Genomic DNA, 14,125 nt, shown 5'->3' with positions numbered 1-14,125 from the left:
TACTTATCCATGGAAACCTGCGAAAATAAAGCCCTTATACAGCGCGACGGAACCAACCGGAATGAACGGCTGGCGGAAGCATTGTTGCCTGAATATGTGGCGGTGGACGAACGCAGCATGAAGGACCTCATCACCTTTGTGCAGCAGTATGCGGGTGAGATCGCCTATGTGGATATTGATAACCTGGCAGATGGTGATTGGAAAACGTTCTTCAACGCCGACAATGACATCGATATCCTGCTGGATGAAGATTACAGCGACACAGAGAATTTTCTGGATTATGTTGAAAAGAAGGGCGGATTCACCCAGCCTCATTTTGCGTTATTCCTTGCGTTTCTGAAGTTATTCAGGAAGGCACAGGATGACCTTAACACCATTACAAAACGCCATCTTGATTTCTATTATAAAGAAGTACTTCGCCTGGAAGAAAAGCCAGCCGTTTCAGATCAGGTATTCCTCATCTTCACCCTGGCAAAGCACATTGCCAAATCCCATGCTGTAAAGGAAAACACAGAGCTGAAGGCCGGGAAAGATGACACCGGACAACCTCTGTTCTTCGCTACGGATGATGAACTCGTGGTGAACAAAGGTGAGGTGAGCGCCATCAAGGCACTGTTTGCAGATGTAGAAAACACGCAACGCCTGTATGCCTCTCCCATCGCAAACTCATCAGATGGAGAAGGTGCTGAAATCGAGAGTGAAGACATGCATTGGGAGATATTCGGTAATACCGACAGGGATCAACCCGAGATCGGTTTTGCATTTGCATCTCCCATACTTTTCCTTGCCGAAGGAGAAAGAACGGTAACCGTTACCCTCACATTTTCTCCGGAGACAAAGATCGGATCCGTGTTTCCGCATGCTGATAAATCATTTGATGTGGTGTTCAGTGGAGAAGAAGAATGGATATCTCCCGAAGGTGAGGATGCGTATGATGTCACCGATGGAAAGTATCATCCGCAGGTGGTCGAAAGAATACTGGCATTTGCAAACTCTGCCACGAAAGATGACCTCGATCACAAGATCAGCGATGACCCGAATACCGGTTATGGAGACCAGATCGATGATTATGATATAGGTGCGCTGGTGGCAGAACGCATCGTCGCCAAACGGAATATCATCGGCTCTTACACCTCCCTTGATCAGCTGCTGGATGTGAAAGGCTTCGGTATTGATAAGCTGAACGACATGGCCTACACTTTCAGGAACCTGTCCAATGCCACCATTGTAGACCCCGTTGCCAACACGATCACCATCATCCGTACCATAGAGGAAAGTCAGCCCGCCGTGGTTGCTTACAATCAGGAGGTACTTCTTGAACCGTATAAAACATCGTGGCCGGTGATGAAGGTCACATTGAATCGTGATTATCCGGCAAGCCCGTATGTGTATAAATATCTCAGGGACCTCGACCTGACCGCAGCCAACATCCATGTGAATGTGTCGGATGTGAAGAGTAATATTATTCAGAATGATGCTGCCCGGCTTGATCCGGCCAAGCCATTCCAGCCATTCGGTAACCGGCCGCAACTTGATGCCTCCTTCTACATCGGCAACCAGGAGATCTTTCAAAAGAATCTGGAAACACTGACCGTCAACATACAATGGCATGAGCTTCCTGAAGAACAAAGCTTCGGCGCGTATTATGCCAACTATACCGTGCAGACCGGCGAACGTCAGAATACCACCTTTCTTACAGAGGTTTCTTTGCTTGATAAAAGAGAGTGGACGCCGGTGATGAAAGACGGAAGTTATCTCCAGCTATTCGATAATGCCACCGATGAGGAAATCATCAATCCGGTCAACAACCTATTTTTATCTGTAGCGAACACCGGAGCAACCGATTCGCTTGGCGATGTAAAACGTGATCCGGAGATCATTCCGTTCACCCAGCTTGATACGACAACACAAAAAGGATTTCTGAGGATGACCCTGAAAGGGGAAAACTTCGGTCATAAGGATTATCCTACTTCTTATACCCAACAGGTGCTGGCAGGTGTAACCGCCAATCCGCCGGTCCCTCCAAATCTTCCGAATGAACCCTACACACCAACGATCAAGGAACTGTCCCTGGACTATTCCTCCTCTGTTGATCTGAATATTGTAAAGCAATCGGAGAAGGCATGGGAAAACCGGGTGGAACAGTTCTTTCATGTGCACCCATTCGGTGCGGCAGAAACGGATGCCAGGGAAGCCACCAATGACCTGATGCCGGTAATCACCAGCGAAGGCAGCCTCTATATCGGAATTGAAAATTTAACCGGAGGAAGTAATCTGTCACTTCTTTTCCAGGTTGCAGAGGGCAGCGCAAACCCTGACTATCTGCAACAGAAGGTAAATTGGAGTTATCTGGCCGGCAATACCTGGAAGACCTTCAACGACCGGAAGATATTGTCAGATTCCACCAACGGTTTGCTGACTTCCGGTATCATTTCCTTTGCTCTGCCCAAAGAAGCGAATACCTCACACGAATTACTCTCCGATGGTTTGCTCTGGATCAGGGCTACCGTCGACAAGGATACACCCGCCATTTCCGATATGGTGGATATCCGCGCACAAGCGGTTACAGCCACCGCTGAGGATATCAACAATGACCCCAACCGACTGGGAAAGGCTTTGCCTGCGGAGACGATCAAGAAGCTCCGGGAAAGCGACTCTGCCATTGATAAGGTAGAGCAGCCTTTCAGCTCATTCGGTGGAAAGCTGAAAGAAAGCAGCAGTGCTTTTTATACGCGGGTCAGTGAACGGCTGAGGCATAAGCAGCGCGCTATCACCATCTGGGACTATGAAAGACTCGTGCTGGAAGAGTTCCCTTCCGTGTATAAGGTGAAGTGCATCAACCATACCATTTTTAATGGAACAACAACAGACTACTCCGAGGTTGCGCCTGGACATGTGTCCCTCATTGTGATTTCCAGCGTGATCAATAAGAATGCGGTAGACCCGCTAAAACCTAAAACCAGTCTGATTACCCTGGCGGAGATCGAAACATTCCTTACCGATATTAAAGCGGAATGCGTAGAGCTTCATGTCAGAAACCCACTGTATGAAGAAATTCAGGTGGAGTTGAATGTCAAGTTTTATGACGGTATCGACAATGGTTATTACCAGGAATTACTGAATGATGAGATCAAAGCTTTCCTGTCCCCATGGGCCTATGAGGATAGCTCGGATATCGTCTTCGGCGGAAGAATACACAAATCCATGATCCTGAATTTTGTGGAAGAACGGGACTATGTAGATTATGTGACCTGCTTTAAAATGTATCATACAGTGCCATCGGAGGGTGTGGCACCGTCAACCATAGACATTAACGAGGCGCGAGCCAGCACCACCGGATCCGTACTCGGATCTGCACCGGAACATCTCATCCACGTGATGGAAGAGGCGATCTGCGGATGCGATGAAAACGAAGTGTTCGGTGTGAAAGAGCTAGCTGCTGATGGATGTGGTTGTGATTAATGAAGAAAGATAGAGATCATATAATGAACGAGTAATCCTCAAAAAACAGACGTGGAAGAGTCCATCAAAATATCGAAGAAACTACCGGAACTGGAGAGCATGCAGTATCAAGCCCTTCGTGATCTGGGTGTTGAGCATGTGCAGAACCTGTCAGGAAAGATCTGGACCGATTATAATAGCCACGATCCGGGAGTGACCATTCTGGAAGTGTTGAGCTATGCCATCACTGACCTGGGACATCGGGTGAACCAGGACATCCGGAATATCATTGCCCAGGATCCTTCCGACCCGGATAAAAAGGATATACAGAATTTCTTCACCGCGGCAAAAATCCTTCCCAATAAAGCATTGACCATTCGCGATATCCGGAAGATCATCATGGATGTTTCGGTAAGCGACAGCAGTGACGACGGTTGCTCATTCGTAGGTGTGAAAAATGCCTGGGTCAGCGTTTCTCCGGAAAATGAATTTCCCGTTCATGCCCATACCGTGGAAAGTATCCTGAGCTATGATCCGCATCCCCTTCATCCGGGCAAACCACCATTGGAGATCAAACCGCTTTACAACGTATTGCTGGAGTTTGAGAAATGCGACGCCTATGGTGATCTGAATGAAAATGAGCTCGACGGACAAATGACCGTGACCGGAGCGGTGGACGATAAATTGAACGGCCTGGTGATCAAAGTGGAAGTGGAGTTTCCACGCTGGGATGAAGAAGGGGTAGACTGGAATGATCCGGATAGCATCCGCAAATCCGTTCAGAATATCAATGTTCAGTTTTTCAGAAAACCCAGACGATATACCTTCGATTATAAGGTAGACAATAACAAGTATGTTGTTCTCTCAGGCCTCAAGCCCGGAGCCCCGGATCCTGAGGAAGTGCTGGGTATGGATATGATCTCCGATAACCTGAACGCATACATTTACAACGGTCCGGATAGCTTGATTGCCCGCTATCAGGCCAAGGTATTCAAGATATTCAGAATACTGAAAGCCGTTAAGGCAAAACTCCACGCCAATCGGAATCTGTGTGAGGACTTTTTTAAATTCAATGCACTCAAGATCGAAGAGATCGCTCTTTGCACGGATATTGAACTGGAGCTCGAAGCCGACGTGGAAGAAGTGCAGGCGCAGATTTACTATCACATCGGAAGGTTTCTGTCACCCACCGTGCCTTACTATTCCCTGGATGAAATGTTGGAAATGGATATTCCGGTGGAGAAGATCTACGAAGGCCCATTGCTGGAACATGGTTTTCTGCTGGATGAAGATGTGGACGCCGCAGATCGTCGCGATGTGATCCATGTCTCCGATCTTATCCAGATCATTATGGATGTGGAAGGTGTCGTTGCCGTAAAAAAGATCGAGATCGCCAACCTGCCCCAGGATAATGATGACGGCATCCCCTCCAAAAGCGTGAAGTGGTGCCTCGACCTGGCTTTCGAATACAACTACATCCCCAGGTTGTCAGTCACCGATTCAAAGATCACCTATTATAAAGATCAACTTCCTTATCAGGCAGATCAGACCGTGGTGGATACCCTGGTCGCAGAACTGGAGTCCGGAGAACAATCACAAAAAATAGAGAACCCGGTACTTGACCTGAAAGTGCCACGAGGCAATTATCTGCAATTGGAAGAATACACCAGCATTCAGGAAGACTTTCCGCTGGTATACGGTATCGGGGATGAAGGCCTGCCCGCCAGTGCCCCGGTTAAACAAAAAGCCCAGGTAAAACAACTGAAAGGCTTTCTTATGTTTTTTGATCAGCTGCTGGCCAATTATATGTCGCAGCTGGCACACGTGAAAGATCTTTTCTCCATGAATGCGGAGAAAGATGAAGACGGAAATTACGTCATCGGGAGAACGTATTTTACGCAGGTGTTGAAAGACATCGTGCCCGAATCAGACGGCCTGTACACCGATCCGGACCATCACCCCGAAACATTGGCCGAACTGGCCGAGGATCAGCACCTGTTCTTTGAACGGCGCAACAAATTCCTCAATCACCTGATGGCCCGCTTCTCCGAGCAGTTTACCGATTACGCCCTGATGACCTATCGCCTGGCAGGTGTCGATGCCGACCGCGATCTGATCCAGGACAAGCTTACTTTCCTGAATGCCTACCCCGAGATAAGCGCAGCAAGAGGAACCGCTTTCAATTATATGGACCGCTGCCATATCTGGCATATCGACAATAAGTCCGGACTCGAAAAAAGAGGCGCACTCATGGTGGGTGTGGACGAAAGAAAGGCTTCCGATCTTTCTTTCAGTGCACCCTTTGACATCATCGCCGTCGGCGATCAGTTCCGTTTTGAGATTGGCAGTGCGCCTTACATTTTACAGTCGCCTGACGGCATTCTCTTTGATACTACCGATGAAGCAGCACTTGCCATTGAGGACGTGATCACCCATGGCCAGTATGTCACCAATTTTGTGGTTAAGGAAGAAGGACCCGGCGCCTTTTCATTTGCACTGTATTGCAATGAGGTACTTTCCGCCATAAGTAAGAAAGTGAACTACGCTTCCGAAGAACTTGCAGGGCAAGCGATCACCCAACTGCATGCAGACCTGGCTAATGAAATTTTCTTCAACCCCGAATCCAACCGCAATAATTTGGCGGCGCCGGTAGACAATTATTTTGAAGTGGATATCGCCGTGGATATGGTTCCCACCATCCCGGAATATACCATCTCCTATAAGTTGCATTCCGAGGCCTATTCAACAGATCCGGGAGATGTGATCATGACCGGCGAACAAACCGGCGACGGAGAAGAAGGTATGACCCTGTTGGAGATGGAGAACCTGGCCCAGGAGAGAGCTGTTGATTTTATCTGGGACGTAGTCGCCAACGGTGATGATCCTGACCAGTATAGTTTCCTTCCTGATGAAGCTCCTTTTACCTCACCTTATGAGTTTGTGCTGACCAGTAGACTGGGTGGTGAACTCGGCAGAAGTACGGCATTCGATTTTAATATTCCGGTCGCTGATGCATTCAATGCGCTCACCACAAAACAGGTGAGCATTACCGGAGCTGACACCAACAACGGAGATTATACATTTACCGGTGCCACCGCGGATGGTCCGTATGTGGAACTGACCATGACCGCACCCATGCCCGCCGCAGGTTCTGATGGTGAGTTGGCCTATACCGATAGCCTGTCATTTACCGCCGATAAACCCGGCAATGCGTTTATTCTGTCTGGTGATTACACACCGATCCTTCACGATGTGGCAGATGTGCTCATCATGGGTTCCGGCTTTAACAACGGGCTGTTCAATATCCGTAAGGTGAGTCTGGTCAGCGGAGATACTGTCATTGAGGTGAAGGAAGAACTCGCTTCCACCAACAGCGATGGTACACTGTCATTCACCAAATCCTTCCCTGTACACCTGATTTCCGGAAACAAAGTGACCGTGCTCGGTGGACTGGATACAAAGGCAGTGAACGATACCGTTGCCTTCTTCAAAACAAAGTTTTATAGCAATGAAGGTTTTCACCTTGTAGAGCATCTGTTGCTCAGACCACGTGTAAATGGCTGGTATTTTGTACCTGCGGATGAGGACACACTGGCCAGCGGGCTGGCAGATAAAGGTCTGATCTTTTTCGAACGGAAACTGGATATCAAGTCTTCCGTGAAATCCTCTAAAATATTCCGCGTAGAAGGTGACTGGACAGCCGAGATCTATGCCGGCCTGCTGGTGGCTGTCAGCGGAACACATGCCAATGATGATACCTATACGGTAAATACTGCTACCTATGACGTTGGTGACGATGTGACGGAGATCAAGGTGGTTCAGGCTTTTCCGGAAACCACAACCGAACCGCAGGGCATTGTGTCTTATCATGTGTCATCTCCTGTTCAGGCGGTGATTACCGCCAACCGCGATGTGATCGTGGCCGGAGAAATACCCGTGGATGCAGAAACGGTTGTGCATCTGACAGGATCAACGGACCAACGGAACGATGGAACGTACAAAGTGGAATCTTCCGAGATACAGGGCGGCTCCACCCACATCATCCTGGCATCCATCGAAAGCCTCGTTCAGGATCGCCTGCTGCCCGTAAACCTGGATCCCGACTGCATATACTGTCAGCTTGAGAACCCCTACACCTATATCGCTTCGGTGATTATGCCTTACTGGCAAGGACGGTTCCGGAACGCTGATTTCAGAAAATTCTTTGAACGGAAGATCAGGCTGGAAGCACCCGCTCACATCTTCCTGAATATTTGCTGGGTGAGCAACGCACACATGTCCGAATTCGAGGAGATGTACAAACGCTGGCTGCTCGAAATATCGAAGGAAGACAGAGATCATGTTCAGCTGAGCATCGCCCTCAGCAACCTCATCGATATCCTGACAAGATTACGAAATGTATACCCCGTGGGACACCTGCACGATTGTGAGGAAGACAATACCACGGAGAACTCAATCATACTGAACAATTCTATTCTAGGAAATGCCTAAAACAAGTAATCATGGCTTCTACAACCTATAATGCCTATCCCATTTTTGAAAAGAACCAGGTGCTGACCAACACCCAGCTCAACCAGCTGGTTTCTTATCTGGAAGAGCAGGGAAGACTCACACGGTCCAGCCTGATCGGTATCGGCGTGCTGTGCGGACTGGAAACCCGTTTTGTGCCCGAAAGCGATTCGGACCTCGGTGTGGATACGCTGTACATCTCAGAAGGTGTAGGCGTCACCTCGGAAGGTTTTCTGATCCAATTCTGCGGATGTCCTATCACATCCTACCGGAATTATGTGATGAATCCGTACATCGACTATCCGCCGTTTCAGAATCCTGCAACCAAACAGCAGGATATCGTGATGCAGGAACTGCTTACGGATGATTTTGAAGCCGATGGAAGTGAGGAACCTATTGTACAAATTGATCAGTCCATCTTCGAAAATAAGGTGGTGGTTCTTTATCTCGAATGCTATGATAAAGACCTGAAATCCTGTCTCACCAAAAGCTGTGACGACATCGGTATTGAAAGGAAATTCACACTGCGCAAGTTGCTCATTTCTATTTCCGATATAGAAAACAAGGTACTGCCGCGTACGGAGAATGAAGATGTGATGCTATACCCGGACCGGTACCGCCTTCCGGATATTGGTGTGAAATTGCCGCTGTTCAGTCCACCGGTGGCAGACTACGATACGTTCGCCAAGATTGCAGCACCCTACGGAAACGTACTTTTTTCGGCAGCTCAGAACCCCGTTCTCGCCATACTCAACGCCTGGAAAGACGCCTATGAAGCATTCGCACCCATATTGAGGGAATCACTTCCTGCCAATCCGTTCGCTGACCCCGTCGCCATGGCCAATGCATGGAAAGCCATTTTCGACGGCAGTGGCAGCGCGCCGAAGTATATGGGGATACAGTATTACTATGACTTTATCAAAGACCTCTTTGTTTCCTACAGTGAATTCAGAGAAGTGTCATTTGACCTGCTTACAAGATGTTGTCCCGATGAAAAGAAGTTTCCGAAACACCTGATGCTTGGTGAAGTGACCACCGACTGCATCCCGTCAGCCTACCGTCAGCAATTCATGCATTCCCCCGCCAAGGCGACTTTCGGGAAGTTGTTGCTCGAAACGCAAACACTGTTTTACCGGGTGGAGCGAATGGTTAAAGCATTTGATACCGACAGGGTGAATAAGACCGAAAGCTATGATCCGCTCAAAGTAAAGGTCACACCCAGCGATGAGAAAAAATCCTGGCTTACCCAACGGGCTATTCCATACTATTTCAGAACCAAGATCAATGGCAAGTTTGGCAGCCTGGAAGCACTTTGGGACTACGATATCAAAAGAAGATGTGCCGTTGGTGACGGACTGCTGGCATATGCCAATAACTATGATGATATCTCCGGCGGACCGGCAACAGAGACCAAGGTAAGTAAGCCCCTTCAGTTTAACAGAGACCCTTACGGTTTTTACCGGATCGAAGGTGGGCTCGGGAAATCCTGCGCCGAAGTGATCGACCTGCTGGAAGAAAAGATTCACAAATACAATCTCCCGTTTGATGTGGTTGCGGTAAGGGTGAATAATGCGACTGCCCCGGTCGTGCCTGCATCGTTGGAAGACATGCCCGTAGACTACAACTGCGGATTCCATGACCTGCACGAAGACTACATTTCCTGCCGCTACCAGATCGTGAACATGCTCAAGTTCGGCCCCACGGTCTGGGATCTCTACAAAAGGATCGAAGAGATCGCAAAGGAAAACGACAAGGATTTTGAAGAACCAATCAATGACGAAGTCAGGAAGATCATTGAAGAGGTGTACAAAGGCATCGTTACATTCATCTGTAAAACATTGCCTCCCTGCCTTCCGGATTTCGCCGCATCATTCGAAGAGCTAAAAGATCGCTATGCAGATGCCATCGTCTTTGTGACCGATAAGGTGTTCGAACATCTTGACCTGAACGATGTGGATGAAGGTGCCCAGGAAGTGGATAACGTGACTGGTATCGATATTGCACAGGAAGTGATCGCAGAAGCTACACATGTGGTGTACCAGTTCTTCGATATGCTGTTCTTTAATCGCCTGTACAGAATTTACTATGCTTTCAGAAGAAGGGAATATTACTACTCCCTTCAATTCAATAAACATAGTCAGACGTTCAGTGAATACATCGCCAAACATCCCGGCATAGAACATATGGCCGGTACACCATCCGGCGGAACATTCGTGATCGTCTATGGCAATTTCCTGGGGATGAACCAGCGTGTGCTGGCAGACTTTTCCCTGCCTTACCGATGCTGTGACGATCACCGCTGCATTCCTGTCTGCGATGATGCCATCGCGAAAGAACACATCATGGTGGCGCCATACGCAAGACCTGACTACGGATATACTTTCGAGAATGTATCCATCACCATGCCGCTGGTTATCAACGACCATAATCTTCATGACCTGGAAAAAGAGTTCTGCGTCAAAGAAGTGGAAGAGACATGGAATGTATTTATCGTAGGTGTCAAGCCGCTTGATGATAACCAACCGCAATTGCAGATAAGCAAGGACAAACGCAGTGTGCTGTTCACCCCACCCAAAGATTTCACCGGCATTGTAAAATACAGCTATACCTTGGAGAACATCAATAACGGGCTCAGAGATACCGGGGTCGTCACCGTTCTTGTTCGTGAGATGTGCGTTCGCCTCCCGTCATTTGAATTTGCTGTGAAAGAAGGTGACCATGTGGTGGCCAGCCTGAAGGATAACCCAGGATTTACGTTCAATGATCCGGATGTGAATCAGGAAATCGTATCCATTGAAAACGGTGGCGTGGAACTGCATATGTTTGTAAACCAAAGCATCCAGGATCCTTATACATTCAAGTACACCGCGAAAGGTGATAAGAATGACGGATGCGGAAAGATCACCCTGCGCCCGACAGGCAATGGTGAGCCGTTTATTCCTGACCAGGATTTCTCTATCTCACTGAATAGCCCTAAAGGTACCATCGTTGGAACTGTGGAGGCATCCGATCCGGATAATGAACCACTGACATTCTCATTCTTTACAGGACGTACGGATATCTTCGCCATCAATCCGCAAACCGGAGAGATCCAGATCATCAACCCGGATTCCATGGAGCCGATCCCATATGAAATGGGTGTTCGGGTGACAGACCCTCTCGGCTTGTTTGATGAAGCATTTGTCGTGATCACGGTGTTTGATGAGAACAAAGCCCCTAACATCGGGAATCAAAGTGTTGAGATTCCTGTGACCATAGCGGTAGGAACAGTGGTGACCACCATGGAAGCCAGCGATCCTGACGGAGATCCGCTCACCTTCAGTATCGTTTCCGGAAATACAGGCAATGCATTCCGCATTGTTGCAAACACCGGACAGATCGTGGTAGCCAGCAACACCAACTTCCCCAACTCACAAGGCTTCCAACTGGGAATACGCGTGACCGATCCAAGTGGATTGTTTGCACAGGCATTCCTGAATATCAGTTTGCTTCGTGGCAATGAACCACCCTTTGTAAATATCGCACAGCCGAAAACAAACCAGATCTTCCCGGTTGGCTCTGCCATTGATGTGGTGTTCATCACAGGTGACGATACCGGCGTGGCAAAAGTGGAGGTGCTGTTGAACGGACAACTCCACGGTGTGACCACCAAGGAACAGAATTTCGGGTATGTCATGGAAGGTCTCAAGGCCGGTTCGTACAGACTTCAGGGAAGGGCGGTAGACCTTGATGGTGCCATGGCTTCTTCTCAGATCGTGGACTTCCAGATTCAGGGAGAGACCACACCTACAATAACATTGACGGATAATCTTTTATTCCTGAACAGAAATGAACTGTCGGCCCTGATGGAGTCCAGACAGCTTAAAGTGACCACGGCCGATACAAGAGAAACATTATCAAAAAAACTACAGGAAGGATTGAAAACGCAACCGCTGACCAGAAAAGAGGTAGCATCATTAAGTGATGAAACACTTTTCAAGTTAGCGGAGCAACTGGGCGTAGACGCCAGTTTGAATAGAAGCGATATGGTGGATGCGCTGTTTAAAAGAAAATAGTATTGTCTAACTCCGAATTCATACTATGGGTAACAAACATTCCATTGCCAAACAAAAACTGGAACTTCAATGTAACGTACCAGGAAATCAGGGCCAGGTCCTGCAAAATACCATAAGTCGAATATACCGCCAGAAGGTTTTGTTGGAGATGGAGAAGCTGTTTGATTCCTATGGAGGAAAAGAGGAGGTATTTGTTATAGATAAATTAGAGATTGATCTTGGTGTCCTGGATAAGGATCGCCTGGAAGCAGATTTTCCTTCCAGGGTGAAGGAGGCATTGGCCGCAAAACTTCCTGATATCATTTCCGGCGCTACAACGCGCAACCCATCCGCGCCACTTCTGACGGAAAAGGCTTCGGAAAAAGTTCCACATGCGGAACGAAGATCAGCACATGTACACGAACTGGAATCGATCATCCGCTTTCTCGAAACCGGTCAGCATTACGGGGAGATCCGGGGAACATTATCTACTTGGCTCAAAACCCTGATTACCGAACATCCCAAAGATACCGTCAGCGTGCTCAGGCGCTGCCTGTTATCTCCACACGGCGCACAACGTCTGGTATATCAATGCCCTGATAAACCTCTGATCGAGCTGCTGGCAGCCATCCTTCCCGGAAAAACGGATTTGCTCACAGGCTTGTATGCCCTCGCAAAAGTCGGGCTACCACAAAGTGGAGACGATCGCTCAACAACAAGGTGGAAGCAGTGGCAACCGATTATTTACTGGACCATCACCACCAGATCAACCGATGTGTCTTCTGTTGCCCAACTCATCCGGGTTATGGTCTCGGGTTGGGATGAGCAGACGTCGACAAGACATGCGGAAATAAACCATCCTTTAGCAAGTGCCAGAGAGATACAGCTCAGCCGGACATATCAGTCATGGCGGAAGAACCATGCGCTCTCGCCTGTTTTGGAGTCTGCCTGGGAAGATATGATCGGACAGCTTCCGGGAAGATCTGGAACGGATTCGAAACCGATTGAACCCGAAAGAAAAGATAAAGATGGGGAGCAAAAAGGTGAAACCAATAAGGTAAGGGTAGCCGGTAAAACGTATGAAAAGGAAATAAGCACGGTAAAAGAAAACAACCGCAAATCCGGAGAGGAAAGTAAACGAGAGGTAAAGAAAAGCGATACGGTTTCCACAAAGAACGAAAAACATCCGAACGGTCAATCAAAAGAGGAATTGCGACCGTCAGACGGGAAATCAACACCGTTGAATTTTCAGAATCAGAAATCAAGCAGGAAGGAAGACGCCTGGCCCTTGCCAAAGGTCGAAGAGGCATTCGTGAAAAATGCCGGTGTGGTGATCCTTCATTCGCTTTTACCATTTTATTTCGAAGGACTAGGCCTCGTGAAGGATAAACAGTTTGTATCCGAGAGCAAACAAATGCGTGCGGTTCACCTGTTACAATACCTCGTAGACGGAAGATGCAATGCGGGAGAAGAAGAACTCACCCTGAATAAACTGCTGTGTGGTATGGAACCTTCGGCCCCCGTTATTTCCAAAATCCGACTTACCAAAAGTGAAAAAAGCGAGAGCCAGGCATTGCTGGAGCATGTGGTGAAACAATGGACGGTTCTGAAGAATGCATCACCGGCATCTATTCAGCAAACCTTCCTTCAACGCGAAGGACTGCTGTCACGGGAAGGATTCGGGGGAGGATGGAAGCTTAACGTCGAGCGGCAAACCGTGGATATCCTGATGGACCGCCTTCCCTGGGGGATTTCCCTGGTGATGATGCCCTGGAACAAATCAATGATACACGTAGAATGGTAACAACAACCTCCATAAAATCCAATGCCCGCGACCTGCAATCCGAACTGCAGTGGTTCCGTGAAGTTCTTAAAACCAGATCACTGCTGAACGCAAATGCAGAATGCAAGTACACCGATGTGTTTGAAGTCCCGCTTCCTACGCTGAGTTCGGAAGATTCCGGATACCACCGGCTGGTCAGGGAATATCAATTCTCCTTCGAGGAACGATTCATTCTGATGCTTGCCCTTGTGCCTCATGTCAGACCTGAACTGCTGGATATGTTCCTCGCCAGGAATGAACAGACACAACAAGTATATACCGAGTTCGGTGGCAAGCGGGGAAAATTTCATAACGGATT

5 protein-coding genes are annotated in these 14,125 nt (G+C 48.3%); all 5 read left to right on the top strand.

Annotated elements, in window-relative coordinates:
• Nucleotides 1-9 precede the first annotated feature (9 nt).
• Nucleotides 10-3,462, top strand: a complete 3,453-nt coding sequence (locus tag KDD36_05595; protein ID MCB0396103.1) for a baseplate J/gp47 family protein — start codon at nt 10-12, stop codon at nt 3,460-3,462.
• Nucleotides 3,463-3,513: 51 nt separating this feature from the next.
• A complete protein-coding gene (locus KDD36_05590) occupies nt 3,514-7,932 on the top strand; it encodes a hypothetical protein (protein ID MCB0396102.1) in 4,419 nt (1,472 codons plus the stop codon).
• Nucleotides 7,933-7,943: 11 nt separating this feature from the next.
• Nucleotides 7,944-12,005 (top strand): cadherin domain-containing protein, encoded by a 4,062-nt coding sequence (locus KDD36_05585; protein ID MCB0396101.1) that lies wholly within the window; start codon nt 7,944-7,946, stop codon nt 12,003-12,005.
• Between the two features lie 25 nt (nt 12,006-12,030).
• Nucleotides 12,031-13,788: a hypothetical protein gene (locus tag KDD36_05580; protein ID MCB0396100.1), complete on the top strand. Its 1,758-nt coding sequence runs from the start codon at nt 12,031-12,033 to the stop codon at nt 13,786-13,788.
• Nucleotides 13,782-14,125, top strand: a 344-nt coding sequence (locus KDD36_05575; protein ID MCB0396099.1) for a hypothetical protein, incomplete at its 3' end; no start/stop codon positions are given. The genes KDD36_05580 and KDD36_05575, both read left to right, overlap by 7 nt.

The sequence above is a fragment of the Flavobacteriales bacterium genome (genome assembly GCA_020435415.1).
In the GTDB taxonomy this organism is placed as follows: Bacteria; Bacteroidota; Bacteroidia; order JACJYZ01; family JACJYZ01; genus JACJYZ01.
This window is presented reverse-complemented; position numbering and strand designations above follow the sequence as displayed.

Bases quoted from the DNA above. Each gene is read 5' to 3' on its own strand.
- KDD36_05595 (MCB0396103.1), top strand. From the start codon at position 10: ATGGAAACCTGCGAAAATAAAGCCCTTATACAGCGCGACGGAACCAAC.
- KDD36_05585 (MCB0396101.1), top strand. From the start codon at position 7,944: ATGGCTTCTACAACCTATAATGCCTATCCCATTTTTGAAAAGAACCAG.
- KDD36_05580 (MCB0396100.1), top strand. From the start codon at position 12,031: ATGGGTAACAAACATTCCATTGCCAAACAAAAACTGGAACTTCAATGT.